The organism is Streptomyces sp. NPDC051567 (assembly GCF_044454165.1).
Taxonomy (GTDB): domain Bacteria; phylum Actinomycetota; class Actinomycetes; order Streptomycetales; family Streptomycetaceae; genus Streptomyces.
This window is the reverse complement of the sequence record NZ_JBITDK010000010.1, coordinates 79,802-96,660: the sequence shown is the minus strand read 5'-3', so window position 1 is coordinate 96,660 and position 16,859 is coordinate 79,802. Positions and strand designations below refer to the sequence as shown.

The window sequence follows — 16,859 nt, the reverse complement described above, 5'->3', positions numbered from 1 at the left end:
GCCGCCGCCATGGGAACGCGTGGCGCGCGACCACGTCAGGAAGTGGCGGTGTCCTGCTCCAGCTCGGCGAGAATCCGCTCCTCGACCTCGATGGCCGTCCCGGCGATCGTCGGCCGGTCGAAGAGCGTCCGGGGCGAGACGGCGGTACCGAAGCACGCGTTGATCCGTGAGGCCATCCGCACCGCGAGCAGCGAGTCGCCGCCCGCCTCGAAGAAGTTGTCGTGCACACCGACACGCTCGACGCCCAGGAGTTCCTGCCATATCTCCGCCAGGGCTTCCTCGGTGACGGTGGCCGGCGCCTCGTAGGCGGCGCCGGTCGCCACCCGCTCCCGCGGCTCGGGCAGCGCCCTGCGGTCGACCTTGCCGCTGGGAGTCAGCGGCAGCTCGTCCAGCCTGAGGAAGACCGCCGGCACCATGTACTCCGGCAGCGTCCTCAGGAGGTGGTCTCGCAATTCGGTGGTGTGCGGCTCGCTCCAGTCCGGCGCGACCACATGGCCGACGAGGACGGTGCGATCGGCGTCCGTGTGGGCGACGACCGCCGCGTCCGCGATCCGCGGGTGGGTGACGAGAGCTGCCTCGATCTCACCGGTCTCGATCCTGAAGCCGCGGATCTTGACCTGGCCGTCGGCCCGCCCGAGGAACTCCAGCGTCCCGTCCGTGCGCCACCTCGCCAGGTCGCCCGAGCGGTACATGCGCTCTCCCGGCTCACCGAAGGGGTTGCGCACGAAGCGCTCGTCGGTCAGCTCCGGTCGGTTCAGGTATCCGCGGGCCAGTCCGGCGCCCGCCACGTGGAGTTCACCGGTGACCCCGGCCGGGACCGGCGCGCCGGTCCCGTCCAGCAGCAGCACCCGGTAGCCGGGCAGCGGGCGCCCGATGGGCATGGGGCCCCCGGCGTGAACGTGCTCCGCCGTGATCTCCTGGCGGGTCACGTAGACTGTGGCCTCGGTCGGCCCGTACATGTTGACCAGCCGGGCCACCCCGGTGCCGTACCGGTCGAACCAGGCCGTGAGGTGCTTGGGCTCCAGCGCCTCACCGGCCAGTACCACCCAGCGCAGGTCCGGCAGCGCCGGCCCGTCGGATGCGGCTGCGGCCTCCACCAGGGCCCGGAACATCGACGGTGTCTGGCTCAGCACGGTGACGCCCTCGCTCCGCAGCATCGCCCAGGTCTCGTCCGGGTTCCGCGCCCAGTCCTGCGGGACGACGACCACCCGGCCGCCGGACGTCAGGCAGCCCCACATCTCCCATACGGAGACGTCGAAGGCGTACGAGTGGAAGACGGTCCACACGTCGCTCGCGTCGAACCCGAACCGCGGCCGGGCGTTCTCCAGCAGGTTCAGCACCGTGCGGTGCTCGATCGCCACGCCCTTGGGCCGGCCCGTGGAACCCGATGTGTAGATCACGTACGCGAGGTCCTCGCCGGCCACCGCCACCGTGGACGCCGACACCGGCAGCCGGGAGATGGCAGGCCAGTCGACGTCGAGGTCCACGACCCGCACCCCGTCGACGCGCAGCCGTTCCTGGATGCCCCGGTGCGTCACCAGCACCGCGGCGCCCGAGTCGCGCAGCATGTACTCCAAGCGGTCCGTCGGGTAGGCGGAGTCCAGCGGCACATAGGCGGCACCCGACTTCATGATGCCGAGCAGGCCGACCAGCATCTGCACGCCGCGCTCGACCGCGAGACCCACCACCTGCCCCGGAGCCGCACCCAGCATGGCCAGGTGACGGGCGAGTTGGTTCGCTCGCTCATCCAGCTCCCGGTACGTCAAGGACTCCTGTCGGAACGTGACCGCCGTCGCGTCCGGCGTGGCGGACGCCTGCTCGGCGACCAGCTCGTGCACGGCGCCGGCCGGCGCCGGCATCCCGCCGGTCGCGTTCCACTCGTGCACCACGCGGTCGAACTCCCCGTTCGACAACATGGGCACCGCCGCCACTGTCCGCTCCGGGTCCGCGGCCAGCCCCGTCAGCAAAGCGTTGAAGTGTCCCGCCATCCGCTCGATGGTCTGTGTGTCGAACAGGTCGGCGTCGTAGGCCAGCGTGTAGGAAAACTCCTCGTCGGCGTAGGCGAGCAGGTTCAGCGGGAAGTTGGTGACGTCCATGCCCTCCAGGTCCCTCAACCGCAGGCCCTGGGCGGCCATCGCCTCTTCGTCCTTCGGGTAGTTCTCGAAGACGACCAGGCTCTCGAAGAGGTTGGTGCCGCGCTCGACGCCGCTCCAGCCCTGGACCTGCCCCAGCGGTACGAACTCGTAGCCGCGGGCCTCGACCTGGTCGCGCTGGACCCGGCTCAGCCACTCGGCCACCGGGGCCCGGCCGTCGACCTCGATGCGGGCCGGCAGGGTATTGATCAGCATGCCCGCGATCGAGTCGGCCTGGGCCAGGTCCGTCGGCCGTCCGGACACCGTCGCGCCGAAGACCACGTCGGGCTCGCCGGCGTACCGGGAGAGCAGCAGCGCCCATGCGCCCTGCACCAGGGTGTTGACCGTCAGCCGGTGCCTGCGGGCGAAGTCGAACAGCTCCCGCGACTCCTGCGAGGAGAGCCCGGCGGTCAGCCGGCTGGTGGACTGCGTGGTGTGGCTCGCCTGCGGACGCCGGTCGTACGGCAGCGCCGTCGGCTCGCCGAATCCGGAGAGCAGCCCCCGCCAGTACTTCTCCGCCTGTTCGAGGTCCTGCTCCGCCAGCCATTCCACGTATGACCGCAGCGGCCGGCGCGGCGGAAGCGCGGGGATCTCGCCCGCGGCCAGCGCCGCGTAGGTGGTGATCACCTCGGTGAGCACGCTGAAGGTGCTCCAGCCGTCGAGCAGCAGGTGGTGGAAGGAGCCGGCCAGCCGTACGGCGGTGTCTGAGACTCGGATCAGGGCCAGCCGCATCAGGGGCGCGGCGGTCAGGTCCAGGCCGTCCTCGCGGGCCGCGGCCAGGTAGTGCTCCAGCGCACTCGCCTGTTCCTGCTCGGACATCTCCCGCCAGTCGAACCGGCCGACCGGCAGTTCGGCGTGGCGGTGGATCACCATCAGGGGACGTTCGACCTGCTCCCAGACCACGGAGCCGCGCAGCACCTCCAAGTGGTCGGCCACCGTCTGCCAGGCGCGGGCCAGCAGGTCCACGTCCGAGACGCCGTCGAACACACAGGTCATCTGCTCGAAGTAGGTGGCCGACGCGGGATTGGCCAGCGTGTGGAAAAGCATGCCGGCCTGCATCGGCGTCAGCGGGAAGACGTCCTCCACCGCGCGCCCGTCGCCGGCGATCCGGTCGACGCCGGCCTGGTCGAGGCCGGCCAGCGGGAAGTCCGACGGCGTGGCGCCGCCGGTGCCCTCGGCCAGGCAGTGGTCGATGACCTCGCGCAGCGCCCCCAGGAACTCCCCGGCGAGCCGCTCGACGGTGGCGGAGCTGTGGTTGGCGGGCGAGTGGATCCAGTCGATCCGCAACTCGCCGTCGTTGACGGCGGCCACGATGTCCATCAGGTGCGGGCGGGGCAGCTCGGGCGCCTGGTCCCGGCCGAGCCCGGCCAGCCGCCTGCGCACCAGGCCGTCCCGGCTGGTCGAACCGTCCCACTGGCCGAGGTAGTTGAAGCTGATCTGCGGTCCTGTCCCGTCGGCCGGTATGCGGCTCGGGCCGTCCGCGGTGGGCAGGTGGCGCAACGCGCCGTAGCCGAGGCCCCGGCCCGGGATGGCCCGGATCCGCTCCTTGACCGATTTCAGCGCCGAGCCCCAGTCCTGGGCCGGTACGTCCAGGGAGACCGGGTAGACCGTGGTGAACCAGCCGAGCGTGCGGGACAGATCGATGTCGTCGAAGAGGTCCTCGCGGCCGTGGCCCTCGAGCGCGATGGTGACCGGGGAGTCGGCCCACCGGTTCAGGACCCGGCCCAGTGCCGTGAGCAGCACGTCGTTGATCTGGGTGCGGTAGACCGCCGGAACCCGCTGGAGCAGTGCCTTGGTCTGCGTGCGGTCCAGGCGTACGGACGCCACTGCGGAGGAGCCGAAGGTGTTGGGGCCCTCGCCGTCGCGGGGTATCCCGTGGTGCTGCGTGACGCCCTGCCAGTAGGGCAGTTCGTGGTCGAAGCCGCCGGAGCGTGCGTGGTCCGCCAGCCGTCGTGCCCACTGCTGGTAGCTGCTGGACTTGGCACCGAGGTCGGCTCCGCGCCCCTCGGCGAGCTGGGAGTACGCGGTGGCCACGTCCTCCAGTAGCACCCGCCAGGAGACGCCGTCCATGACGAGGTGGTGCGCGGTCAGGAACAGCCGGGGCAGCCGGCCCGCGCCCAGGCGGAAGAAGGCGCCCTTGAGCAGGGTGCCCGAGGACAGGTCCAGCCCGCGCTGGGCGGCCAGGGCGGCCTCCGCCAGGGCGTGCGCCCGCTCGCTGTCGCCGAGGCCGGAGATGTCGCGTACCGCCAGCAGCAGGCCCGGGGTCCGGTCGCCGTACTCCTGGGTCCAGCGGTCTTGGTCGCGGACGTAGCGCATCCGCAGGGCGTCGTGGTGGGCGGCGACCGAGGTCAGCGCCCGCTCCAGGACGGCGGTGTCCGTGTCGGGGGCCAGTTCGACCTGGACCGACATGGCGTAGTGGTCCGGGGCGTCGGCGTGCTCCTCGAAGAACCGCTTCTGGATGGGGGTGAGTTCGACGCGGCCGGCGACCACGGTGGGCGCCGGTGAAGCGTCGGCGAGGGTACCGACGGCCGGGGCGAGCGTGGCGACGCTCTGATAGACGAACAGCAGCTTGGAGGTGAGCTGAAGACCGGCCTGCCGGGCTCGCGAGACAACCTGGATGGAGAGGATCGAGTCGCCGCCCAGGTCGAAGAAGTTGTCGTGAATGCCGACGCGTTCTACGCCCAGCACCTCGGCCCACACCCCGGCCAGCGCCTCCTCGGTGGCGTTGCGCGGGGCGGCGTAGTCCGAACCGAGCCCGCCTGCCTGGATCTCGGGCTCCGGCAGCCGACGCCGGTCCACCTTGCCGTTCGAGGTCAGCGGCAGCTTCTCCAGTGACACGAAGACCGCGGGCGTCATGTAGTCGGGCAGCGACAGGGCGAGGTGGGCGCGCAGTTCACCGACGGTCACCTCACGGCCGCTCACCAGGTAGGCCACCAGGCGGCGGTGCCCCTTGTCGCCCTGGTGGGCCACCACAACGGCGTCCACCACGTCCGGGTGGTTCTTGAGCGCGCTCTCGACTTCACCCAGTTCGATGCGGAAGCCGCGGATCTTGACCTGTCCGTCGGTGCGCCCGCGGAACTCCAGCACCCCGTCGGGACGCCAGCGGGCCAGGTCGCCGGAGCGGTACATCCGGGTGCCGGCGTCACCGTAGGGGTCCGCGACGAAGTGCCCGGCCGTCAGGCCCGGCCGGTTGAGGTAGCCGCGGGCCAGACCGGGCCCGGCGATGTACAGCTCGCCCGGCACACCGACCGGCGCGGGCTCCAGCGTCTCGGTGAGCACGTAGACCCGGGTGTTGCCGATCGGGGTACCCAGCGGCACCGGGGCCGCGGGGTCCAGACCGGCCCCCAGTACATGGGTGGCGGTCAACGAGGTGGCCTCGGTCGGCCCGTAGCCGTTGCTGAGCCTGAGCTCAGGGTGCGCCGAGAGCAGCCGGGCGCAGTGCTCGGGCGAGACCTTGTCGCCGCCTGCGACGAGCTGGCGCAGACCGCCCAGCGCGCCGGGGTCGTCATCAACGACCTGGTGGAACAGGCCTGCTGTGATGGCCAGATGGGTGACCCTGTGGTCCTTGAGGAACCTGCCGAGCTCGCTGCCGGTGGGCGCGGACGGCGGGTGGACGGCCAGCTGCGCACCGCCCAGCAGCGCTGACCACACCTCGAGTGTGGAAGCGTCGAAGGAGACGGACGCGAACTGGGCGACGACGTCACCCGGCCGTACGTCGAACACCCCGGACTCGTGGATCAGACGGACCACGGCCCGGTGTGAGGCCATCACGCCCTTGGGAGCGCCGGTTGAGCCGGAGGTGTAGATGACGTACGCGAGGTGGTCCGGGCTGAGGGCGGCCTCGGGGGCGGTGGCCGGGTGATGCGCCGATTCCTCGCCGCCCGGTTCCACGTCGATGAGGTGGGCATCGGTCTCGGGCAGCTGGTGGTGCAGGTGCCGTTGGGTAACCAGCAGCCGGACGCCGGCGTCCTTGATCATGTAGGCGAGCCGGTCGGCCGGGTATGCGGGGTCCAGCGGCAGATAGGCGGCGCCCGCCTTGAGGATGGCGAGCAGCGCCACGACGGTCTGGGCGCCGCGCTCCATGCACAGTCCGACGAGCACGTCCGGGGCCGCGCCCTGCTCCGCCAGGTGGTGGGCGAGCCGGTTGGCGCGTTCGTCGAGCTCCCGGTAGGTCAGCTTCTCGTCGCCGTAGGAGAGGGCGACGGCCTCGGGGCGCCGCACCACCTCAGCCGCGAACAGCTCGGGCAGCGCCGCGTCCGGCAGATCGTGGGCGGTGTCGTTCCAGGTGTGCAGGATCTCCCGGGACTCGCCGTCCCCGAGCATCGGCAGGGCGGCGACGGCCCGCTCGGGCGCGGTGGCCGCAGCGCCGAGCAGCACGTTGAGGTGTGCGGCGAGGCGGGCGACGGTGGCCTCGTCGAACAACGCGGTGCTGTAGACGATCCGGCCCGTGAGTCCCGCGCCCGTCTCGGAGAACTCGATGGTCAGGTCGAAGGGCGCCGCCACCCGGTGCACGGGGTGGTCGCGGACTTCGACTCCGGGCAACCGCACCTGGTCGTTCGAGGCGTTCTGGAGTACGACCATGGTCTGGATGAGCGGCGTGCGGCTGGTGTCCCGATCCGTCTGGAGGATTTCCACCAGCCGCTCGAACGGCACGTCCTCGTGGGCGAACGCCTCCAGGACGGTCTCTTTGACCTGGTCGAGGAAGTCGCCGAAGGACTGGTGCGGGTCGACCTGGGAGCGCAGTACGACGGTGTTCACCAGGAACCCGACGAGCTGTTCCAGGTCACGGTGGCCGCGGCCCGACGAGGCCGTGCCGATCGCAACGTCCGTCTGACCGGAGTAGCGGGCGAACACCGCCTTGACTGCGGCGGTCAGCACCATGAACAGCGTGGCGCCGCGGGCACCGGCCAGCTCCTTCACCTCGGCGACGGTCGCGGCCGGTACGCTGAAGGCGTACTCGGCGCCCGCGGTGGAGCGCACCACCGGGCGGGGCCGGTCGGTCGGCAGTTCCAGCGGGGTGATGCCTGTCAGCCGCTCGCGCCACCAGTCCAGCTGCCGGCCCAGCAGGCCGCTGCCCTCCAGTCGGCCGCGCTGCCACGCGGCGAAGTCCGCGTACTGCACGGGCACCGCCGGCAGGGTCGGGGGGCGCCGGAGCGCGCGGGCCGCGTACAGCTCGCCCAGTTCCCGGGCGACCACGCCCATCGACCAGCCGTCGGTCACGATGTGGTGCATCCCGAGGACGCAGACGTACGCGTCGGCCGAGAGGGCGACCAGAAGGACGCGGACCAGGGGGCCGCCCTGGAGGTCGTAGGGCCGCGTCACCTCGGCGCGCACCAGCTCGCGCAGCCGCTCCTCGCGCAGGCCTGCGGCGACGGCGGTGAGATCGGTGGTCTTCCACTCCGGCTCCAGGGCCGGGTGGATCACCTGGACGCCCCGCCCGCCGACCACGCCGAAGGTAGTGCGCAGTGATTCGTGGCGAGTCATCAGGTCGTGCACGGCACCGCGCAGGGCGTCCACGTTCAGTTCGCCGGTCAGTCGCAGCCCGGTGGCGGTGTGGTACTCGGCGCTCCCCGGGTCGAAGTCCTCCAGGAACCACAGGCGCTGCTGCCCGTAGGACATCGGCAGTTCGCCCTCGCGGGAGGCGACCGGGACAGGGGCGTCGCCGCCCTGCTCCGCCGTGGCGACCGAGGCGGCCAGCGCGGCGACGGTCGGGGTGTCGAACAGGACGCGCGGGGAGAGCTTGATCCCCAGCGCCTTGCGCATGCGGGAGACGGCGCGCACAGAGAGGATCGAGTTGCCGCCCAGCGCGAAGAAGTCGTCGTCGACGCCGAAGCCGTCGACGCCCAGCACTTCGGACCACACGCCGGCGATGGTCTCTTCGACGGCATTGCGCGGCGCGATGCGGCCGCCGGCCGACTCCTGCACGGCGGTCTGGTCGGGCAGCGCCTTGCGGTCCACCTTGCCGTTGGGGGTCAGCGGGAGGGCCTCGAGCACCACGATCGCCGACGGCACCATGTAGTCGGGCAGGGTCACCGCGAGGTGAGCCTTGATCTCGTCGGGCGTGGGACGCGTGGCGCCGAGCGCGGAGACGTACGCCAGCAGGTTGGTGTTGCGGGTGACGACCACGGCCTGCGCCAGGTCCGGGTGCTGGACCAGCGCACTCTCGATCTCGCCGAGTTCGATGCGGAAGCCGCGCACCTTGACCTGGTCGTCCGCGCGGCCCAGGTACTCCAGTGTGCCGTCGGCGGTCCAGCGGGCCACGTCACCGGTGCGGTACATCCGCCGGCCCGGCTCGCCGAAGGGGTTGGCGACGAACCGCTCCGCGGTCAGGCCGGCCCTGCCGTGGTATCCACGGGCCAGCCCGGCGCCGGCGATGTAGAGCTCACCACGGACTCCGGCGGGCACCGGGCGCAGGGCGTCGTCGAGGACGTAGACCTGCGTGTTGGCGATCGGTGCGCCGATCGGCGGCACCGCAGCGCCGGTCAGCGGCGCGCTCATGGTCGCGCACACGGTGGTTTCCGTCGGGCCGTACGCATTAACCATGCGGCGCCCGGCGGACCAGCGCGTCACGAGGTCACCGGTACTCGCCTCACCGGCGACCACGAGCGTGGCGCCGGCGGGCAGACCGCGGCCTTCGGGGAGGACGGCGACGGTGGCCGGGGTCAGCGTGGCGTGGGTGACGCCGTGTTCCGCGGCGTACACGGCGAGCGGCTCGCCGGGAAGCATGGCGTCCTTGGAGCCCATGACCAGCGCGGCGCCCGTGCCCAGGCCCATGCACATCTCCCAGAACGCCGCGTCGAAGCTGGCGGAGGCGAACTGCAGTATCCGGCTGTCCGGCGTGACGTCGAAATGCTCGGTCTGTACGGCTGCGAGGTTGCCGATTCCGGTGTGCGGGACGAGCACCCCCTTGGGCTTGCCGGTGGAGCCGGAGGTGTAGATGACGTACGCGAGGTCCTGCGGGGACATCTCGACGTCCGGCGCGGTGGGCGGGTAGCGGTCCGCGTCGGTCAGCTCCGGGTCCTCGTCCACCGTGACCAGCACGGCGTCGGTGCGCGGCAGCCGATCGCGCAGACCCTTCTGCGTCACGACCAGCCGCGCGCCGGAGTCCTGGAGCATGTGGGCGAGCCTGGCGGCCGGATAGTCGGCATCCAGCGGCAGATAGGCGGCGCCCGCCTTCATGATGCCGAGCAGTCCGACCGCCATCGGGGCGCCCCGCTCCACGCACATGCCGACCATGACGTCCCGGCCGGCGCCGAGCCCGCGCAGGTGGTGAGCGAGGCGGTTGGCCCGCTCGTCCAGCTCCCGGTAGGTCACCGAGCCGTGCTCGTCGATGACGGCGACCGCGTCCGGGCGGGAGGCCGCATGGGTGGCGAAGAGCTCGGGGAAGGTGCCGGTGGGGACCTCCAGGCCGGTGGCGTTCCACTCCCGTACGATCTGGTCGAACTCGCCGTCCGTCAGCATCGGCAGCGCCGAGACCGCGCCCCGGGGGTCTGCGGCAGCGCCCGCGAGCAGTACTCCGAGGTGGCCCGCGAGCCGGGCGATGGTGGACTCGTCGAAGAGGGCCGTGCTGAAGCGGATGCTCGCCGTCGGCCGCTCTGCCGAGCCGGCGAACTCAAGCGTGAGGTCCAGCGGGTCGAACGGCGGCCGGAGCTCGTCCCCTTCCTCCCGCACCACGACCATGGCCTGGACGAACGGGGTCACGCTGGTGTCCTGCTGCGGTGACAGCACGTCGACGAGCTGCGCGAGCGAAACCCCGCCGTGCTCGAAGGCGTCCCGCACCGTCTCCTTGACCCGGGCGACGAGCTCGCCGAACGTGGCACCCGCCTCGACCGCGCTGCGCAGCACGACGGTGTGCCCGCTGCGCGGGGAGAGCGTGCCGACGGCTAGGTCGTCCTGGCCCGAGTAGCGGGTGAACAGCGCCTTCACGGCAGCCACGAGCACCTCGTGCGAGGTGGCCTCGTACTGCGCGGCCATATCCCGTACGGCCTTGGCCAGGCCGAGTGGGACATCAATGTCGTACGTCTGCGTCCCGGCCGACCGGACGACGGGGCGCTGACGGTCCGTCGGCAGTTCGAGGGGAGCGATCCCTGCCAACCGCTGACGCCAGAATTCCACATGCCGGAAAGGCTCCCGGTTGGCCGACGCTGCAGCGCGAGTCACGCTGTACCTCCAGGATTGACGGACTCCGGCAACAACTGCCCCCTGCCTGTGGCCGGGGCCGGCTGCCGAGAAGTCGGAGAAGAGTGGTCAGGGCGCGGCGGGAAACCGTCAGGCCGCGGCGTGGATGCGCTTGGCGGAGCGCCCTGCGAGCTGCAGGAGGGCGATCTCGCCCGTGCCGTCGTCCGGAACGAAGCGTCCGACGTAGGGTGCCGCGTCGGTGTCAATGCGCCGGGCGGTGAAGTTCAGGCTTTCGTGCAAGGTGACATCGGCGAGCAGGCCGGTCCGGTCGCTGAGCCGGATGCCGTCCTGGTGGCGCCGGACGGAGAAGACGGTGTCGCCATTTCCGTAGTCGCCCACGAGCCGTTCGGCTCCCTGCGGTCCGGTGCCGGCCCGGGAAGCGGAGGGGTGGGGTGTGGGCACATCGGGCTCGTGGTCGCCGACGTCGACGCCGAGGGTGCGCAGTTCCTTGACCACGTCGGGCCAGAGGCTGGACCCGGTGGTGGCATTGGTGGTCAGGGCGACGGCGAGGCCCGATCCGGGGTGGAAGCGGAGGTGAGCCGTACCACCGTCCACCGTGCCATCGTGGCCCAGCCAGCGGTTGCCCGGACTGCCGTAGTGCCCCAGGCCCAGAGCCCAGGCATCGGCCATGCCGAAGGCATCGGCGCGACGCACGGCGGTATGCATCTCGGTGCGCTGCTCGTCCTCCAGGAGGGAGCCGGCCTTCAGGCCGGTGCCGATGTGCAGCTGGGCGAGTGCGATCAGGTCCTGTGCGCTTCCGCTGAGCCCGCCGGCCGGTGTCCAGGTGGGCGGCAGGAACTGATCGACCGGGAACGCCTCGCGCTGTCCGGGCCTGACCGCGTGCCCCTTGGCCAGGGGCCGGGCCGGCCCCTCGGAGTCGTGGTCGATGGACAGGTCGACGCCCAGCGGGCGCAGCAGGAAGTCCTGGAGCGCGTCGCGCCACTTCAGACCGGTGACCTCCTCGACGACACGGCCGAGGACGCTGTAGCCGGTGTTCGAGTAGGAGAAGGAGTTCCCCGGGCGGTCCAGCAGCGGGAGCTGGGCTACGCTCTTCGCGTAACGGAACAGCGACCGCTCGCCGGCTTCGTCCAGTTCGTGGTCTGCGACCAGGCCACTGGTGTGGCTCAGGAGTTGCCGGGGAGTGATCGAGGCCAGCCGGGCGTCCGCCGGCTCGCGGAACTCCGCCAGGAAGCCGGAGACCGGCTGGTCGAGCTCCAGGTCACCGTCGGAAACGAGCTGGAGCACCAGAGTCGCGGTGAAGACCTTGGTCACGGAGCCGTAGGCGAACGCCGTACGGGGCTGCACCGCGCGGGGTCCGTCGCAGCGCTCGAGTCCGGCGACGGCGTTCACGATCTCGCCACCGGTGTACACGGCGAGCTGCGCCCCCGGGACCACATGGGTGTCGGCCAGTTCCCCTAATCGGCTCCCAAGGTGCCGTGCATCCATGATTTCCCCCGTAGTTGACCGACCATCGAACCTCCGCCGGTACGGCTACCCGCACCACAGGGGGTGCGGGTAGCCGTACCCCTCAATCCTTGATCATTCTCCCAGCGGAGGGCAAGACGTTTCCCTGGGAGGAAAAAGCCCAGGCCATAAGCGTCTAGACGGGCTCGGCAGCAACTCCTACAGGAAGCCGACCCCTTAGGGTGACGGCATGTCAGCCACCCGATACACCTATCTCGGTCCGGAGGGCACCTTCACTGAAGCCGCGCTCCGTACGCTTCCCGAAGCGGCCGCCCGGGAACTCGTCCCCATGGTGTCCGTGACCGCGGCGCTCGACGCCGTCCGCAGCGGCGAGGCCGCTGCCGCCCTCGTACCGATCGAGAACTCGGTGGACGGCGGCGTCACCACGACCCTCGACGAACTCGCCGACGGCGACCCGCTGATGATCTACCGGGAAGTCATCCTTCCCATCACTTTCGCGCTGTTGGTACGCCCGGGCACCCACCTTTCCGACATCAAGACGGTCTCGGGCCACCCGGTCGCGCAGCCGCAGGTGCGCAAATGGCTGGCGGCGAAGCTGCCCGACGCCCAGTGGGAATCGGCGGCCTCCAACGCGGACGGCGCGCGACTCGTGCAGGAGGGGCGCTACGACGCCGCGTTCGCAGCCGAGTTCGCGGCAGCGACGTACGGACTCGAGCCACTGGTCACCCAGATCCACGACGCGGACAACGCCGAGACCCGCTTCGTGCTGGTCGGCCGCCCGGCACGGCCGTCGGCACCGACCGGCGCCGACCGGACGTCGCTGATCGTCTGGCTGGACGACGACCATTCGGGCGCGCTGCTCGAACTGCTCCAGGAACTCACGGTACGCGGTGTCAATCTGATGCTGATCCAGTCGCGGCCGACGGGCGCAGGGATCGGCAACTACTGGTTCGCCCTGGACACCGAGGGCCACATCACCGAGCGGCGGGTCACCGAAGCCCTGATGGGGCTGAAACGCCGCGCCCCCAAGGTACGTTTCCTCGGCTCCTATCCGCGGGCGGGGGTTACGCCGAAGAACATGGGTACGCTGCCGCCCGGCACGAGCGACCCCGAGTTCGCGAGGGCGGCGGGCTGGGTGACCCGCATCCAGGACGGCCGGCCCTGAGAGGCAGCGCCGGGCCCTGCCCCGCGGCCGCGGTCCCCCGGAGACCCGCGGTGGACCGTTCCGGCCTCACGAGGACTCGCCCCGCAGATGGGCGAGCACGGCGAGCACCCGCCGGTTGCCGTCGGTGGGGCCGAGGTCCAGCTTCATGAAGATATTGCTGGAGTGCTTGACCACCGAGGCCTCGGTCACACTGAGCCGTCGCGCGATCAGCTGGTTGTTGAGGCCCTCCGCCATCGCTGCCAGCACCTCGCGCTCGCGCGGGGTGAGCTGGCGCAGCGGACGGCTCGCCGTCTGCTGCGCGAGCAGGACGCGCACCACCTCGGGATCGATGACGGTGTGGCCGTCCGCGACCCGCTGCAGGGCCTCCAGGAACTCGGAGACCTCCCCCACCCTGTCCTTGAGCAGATACCCCAACCCGGCCGCGCCCCGGCTGCCGTCACCGCTGAGCAGCTGCGTGGCATAGGCGGTGGCAACGTACTGCGAGAGCACCAGGACCGGCAGCCGGTCGTGGCGGGCCCGCAACTCCACGGCGGCTTTGAGCCCTTCGTCCCGGAAGCCGGGCGGCATCCGGACATCGGTGATCACCACGTCCGGAGCATGCTCCTCGACGGCGCCGGCCAGTGCCACGGCGTCGCCGACCGCGGCGACCACCTCGTGGCCGCCGCGGGTCAGGAGTTCGACGAGCCCGGCGCGCAACAGCACGGCGTCCTCGGCCAGCACTACCCGGAGCACGGCACCTCCACGCGAAGCTGGGTCGGGCCGCCCTTGGGGCTGGACACCACCAGCCGGCCCTTGAGGATCGCCATACGGTCCGCCAATCCCGACAGCCCGGTTCCCCCGGCAGGGTCCGCGCCACCGTGTCCGTCATCGGTGATCAGCAGGATAAACCGGTCGTTCCTGTACTCGCCGACGATCGCGACCTGGGAAGCACCGCTGTGCTTGGCCGCGTTGGTCAGCGCCTCCGTCACCGTGAAGTACGCCGTGGTCTCGACCATACCGGGCAGCCGGTGCGGCAGATCGATGTCGACCGTGACGGGGACCGGGTGGCCCAGAGCGACTTCCGCCACCGCGGCGGCGAGCCCGTGGTCGGTCAGCACCTGGGGGTAGATGCCGCGGACGAGCCTGCGCAGCTCGTCGAGCGCCTGCCGTGCCTCGCGGCGGGCCCGGGAGACGAGCTCGCCGGCGGGTGAGTCGCCCTCCCCCATCTCCAACTCGGCAAGCCCCAAGGTCATGGTGAGTGCGACCAGTTGCTGCTGGGCGCCGTCGTGTAGGTCGCGTTCGATCCGGCGCCGCTCGGCCTCGAAGGCATCGGCCAGTCGGATGCGGGAGCGGGTGAGTTCGATGACACGGCTCCGGGACGGCTCGTCGCGCGGAGAGAGCAGGAACAAGGCCGTCTTGACTTGCACCGTCGCGAGCAAGCCGGCCCCGTAGGCACTCAGTACCAGGCCGAGCAGCCCCACGGCGCAGAACGGCAGTGCGGCCACCGGGCCGGAGATCGCCTGCCCTGGAATGATCATCACGGTTTCGGGAGCGAGCGCCCACACGACGACCGGTGTCGCCAGCAGCATGAGCGACATGCCCAGCAGCACGACGAGGCCGGCGTTGGCTCCGGTGAAGAAGACGGCGAGGATGACGGCGTAGCCCAGGTCACGCCATGTCGCGCGTTCCCTCAGCCGTGTGCGCAGCCACGTCCGGGCGCCGGCCCCCGCCAGGGAGCTGTGCGGGTCCGGCAGTGGCACCGGCTCCACCAGCCGCAGGCGCCGGCGCTCCACGTCGGCGACGGGAAGACCGAAGACCGTGATGGCCGTCAGCACCACCAGGCCCACTCCGACCACCGAGAGCAACACTCCGAAGACGATCAGCACGGCAAGGCTCACCAGTACGACCAGGCCCAGCAGTAGGCCACCGAAGAGAAAGGCCCAGCAGCGTACGGGCCAGCCGGAGGTGAGGAAGCTCAGTGGGTGCTGCTTCATCGCCTCCCACACGGCAACGCTCCGAGCGTCCTGCTCCCGTGTCGTCGAGGGCTCCGGTGGTTGCCCCGCAGGCGCCGGTCCAGAGCCGTTCGGCCGCCCTGACATGTGTGTAGCCTCCTGCTGTGCCCCGAACCATATGATCCACGGCAATTGTAGTCCGGTGGCCGGCAGCCCATCGCTGGAGGACTCCCCGCCCGGCGCCCGCCGAGAGCCGGGCCCTCCTGGTCTCGAAGAGCCTTCTCGGCCTCCGCAGAGGGCAGTTGCGCCGAGGGCGTGGTTGAGGGACGCTCACCAACCATGTGCCCCACCAATGGATTGACCCACGTTGAAATCAGATGAATTACGGCGGTTTTGGAGTCATGAAGTACCGCACAGCGCCGTCGAATGACGCGGAAAGACCCGTCCGGGACTACCCGTCCGCCCAGTCTCGGATCGCAGCAGGAGTCATCTACCTGTCCGTCGGCAGCCTGGTCGGTATTCTCCTGATCCCTCTGACCATCGCGGAGATGGCGCTGAGAGTGGTGTTCGCACTCCTCAGCGCGCTTCCCCTGATGGCAGCGCTGCTCGTGCAGGGCCTCACGAACCTGACGCGCGGAATCATCGCGCTCCTCTCCCCCCGAGCCGAGCGGCTGCCCGAGCGGGAGAACAGGCTGGGACCGACCCTGCACAAACTCCGGCACCGGATGGCCGACATGAGTCCGGGGCTGCTCTCGGGCCTGCCGCTCCTGCGCGCCGTCGCCGACCTGGAACTGCTGCTGGCAGCCTCGGTGACGCAGAATCCGGCCTCCCCCGGAAGGAGACTGGAACACGCCGCCCCCACCGAGGTCGAAGCGCGGCAGAAGGCCTCGGGCTGGGGGGAGTCCCGTTACCTGTGCCTGCTCCTGCTGGGAATGCTCTGGCTGCTCCCGGTCTTCACGATGACGCTGCCGGTCGTCGCCTTCACGGCGAGTCTCCCCTTCGGTAGGACCGAACAGCTGGCCTTCGGCCCCGCCGGCACACTCGTCGTCGAAGGCGGCGTCACGCGCCTGTGTGTGGCCGTCGGCGCCCTCGCGCTCTTCGCCGCACTGGTGATGCTGCTCTTCTGGCTGGGCAAACTGCGGGCACGGCTGGTCCGCCGGGTGCTCGGCCGCGTGGATGAGGACGAGCGGCGCCGGCGCGAGGAACTGGCCGAGCGGCAGCGCATCGCGGCGCTGCGCGTCAACGACGCCGACTACCGGCGCATAGACCGTGATCTGCACGACGGCGCTCAGGCCAGGCTGGCCATGTTGCTGATGCGGATCTCCCATGCGACGCGGCGGAAGGACCACAGCGCGGAAGCCCTGCACGAGCTGCTCGATGAGACCCACCGGGAAATCGGCAAAGCTCTCGATGAGATCCGCGACCTGGTCCGCGGAATCCAGCCACCGATCCTCAGCGACCGCGGACTGCACGCTGCCGTCACCTCATTGACCGAGACGTTCCATGTCCCCGTCTCCGTGTCCTCCAAACTGGAGTGCCGACCGGCCATCCAGGTGGAATCCACGGCCTATTTCATCATCGCGGAGTCCCTGGCGAATGCCGTCAAGCACTCATCGGCCACGCGCATTCACGTCTCGATGGAGCACGCCGACAACTGCCTGGTGGTCGTGGTGACCGACAACGGGGTGGGGGGCGCCACACTGGACGCCGGGACCGGGCTGCGCGGGCTAGTGGACCGAGCCGCCGCCCTGCGCGGCAAGCTCGTTCTCACCAGCCCGGCCGGTGGCCCCACCACCGCCCGCGCCATCCTGCCATGGTCCATAAATGGCCTCTGACCTGGCATTTTTCCTCCCATGGAAACTGCTTGCCCTCGACTGGGTGAACGATCAAGGATGGGGGGGTACGGCTACCCGCACCCCCGTTCGTACGGGTAGCCGTACCGCCGAAGTCCGGCCGGGCTGTCCGTACACACGTACCTGGACTTTCCCGTCGACAGTTTTCCGATCTGTCCCGGCCGCACATTCCTGC

General features: G+C 70.7%; 6 protein-coding genes. 2 read left to right on the top strand and 4 right to left on the bottom strand.

The window, feature by feature from the left end; translation table 11 throughout:
- Positions 1–35 precede the first annotated feature (35 nt).
- Positions 36–10,292 carry an amino acid adenylation domain-containing protein gene (locus ACIA5F_RS14195; protein WP_399352511.1) on the bottom strand — a complete coding sequence of 3,419 codons (10,257 nt, stop codon included), beginning with the start codon at positions 10,290–10,292 and terminating at the stop codon, positions 36–38.
- Between the two features lie 108 nt (positions 10,293–10,400).
- Positions 10,401–11,756, bottom strand: coding sequence for a serine hydrolase domain-containing protein (locus tag ACIA5F_RS14190; RefSeq protein ID WP_399352509.1), 1,356 nt, complete (start codon positions 11,754–11,756; stop codon positions 10,401–10,403).
- A 208-nt stretch (positions 11,757–11,964) separates the two neighbouring features.
- Between ACIA5F_RS14190 and pheA the strand changes: the two genes are divergently transcribed.
- Positions 11,965–12,900, top strand: a complete 936-nt coding sequence (pheA, locus tag ACIA5F_RS14185; protein WP_399352507.1) for a prephenate dehydratase — start codon at positions 11,965–11,967, stop codon at positions 12,898–12,900.
- Between the two features lie 66 nt (positions 12,901–12,966).
- Here pheA and ACIA5F_RS14180 read toward each other — a convergent pair whose 3' ends face one another.
- Together ACIA5F_RS14180 and ACIA5F_RS14175 are read right to left on the bottom strand one after the other, a co-directional pair.
- Positions 12,967–13,632: a response regulator gene (locus ACIA5F_RS14180; protein WP_399352505.1), complete on the bottom strand. Its 666-nt coding sequence runs from the start codon at positions 13,630–13,632 to the stop codon at positions 12,967–12,969.
- A complete protein-coding gene (locus ACIA5F_RS14175; protein WP_399352503.1) occupies positions 13,620–14,873 on the bottom strand; it encodes a sensor histidine kinase in 1,254 nt (417 codons plus the stop codon). The genes ACIA5F_RS14180 and ACIA5F_RS14175 overlap by 13 nt, the downstream gene beginning before the upstream one ends.
- A gap of 359 nt (positions 14,874–15,232) precedes the next feature.
- Here ACIA5F_RS14175 and ACIA5F_RS14170 point away from each other — a divergent pair, with 359 nt between their 5' ends.
- Positions 15,233–16,666, top strand: a complete 1,434-nt coding sequence (locus tag ACIA5F_RS14170) for a sensor histidine kinase (RefSeq protein ID WP_399352501.1) — start codon at positions 15,233–15,235, stop codon at positions 16,664–16,666.
- Positions 16,667–16,859: the final 193 nt, after the last annotated feature.

Bases quoted from the DNA above. Each gene is read 5' to 3' on its own strand.
- ACIA5F_RS14190 (WP_399352509.1), bottom strand. From the start codon at position 11,756: ATGGATGCACGGCACCTTGGGAGCCGATTAGGGGAACTGGCCGACACC.
- pheA (WP_399352507.1), top strand. From the start codon at position 11,965: ATGTCAGCCACCCGATACACCTATCTCGGTCCGGAGGGCACCTTCACT.
- ACIA5F_RS14175 (WP_399352503.1), bottom strand. From the start codon at position 14,873: ATGAAGCAGCACCCACTGAGCTTCCTCACCTCCGGCTGGCCCGTACGC.
- ACIA5F_RS14170 (WP_399352501.1), top strand. From the start codon at position 15,233: ATGAAGTACCGCACAGCGCCGTCGAATGACGCGGAAAGACCCGTCCGG.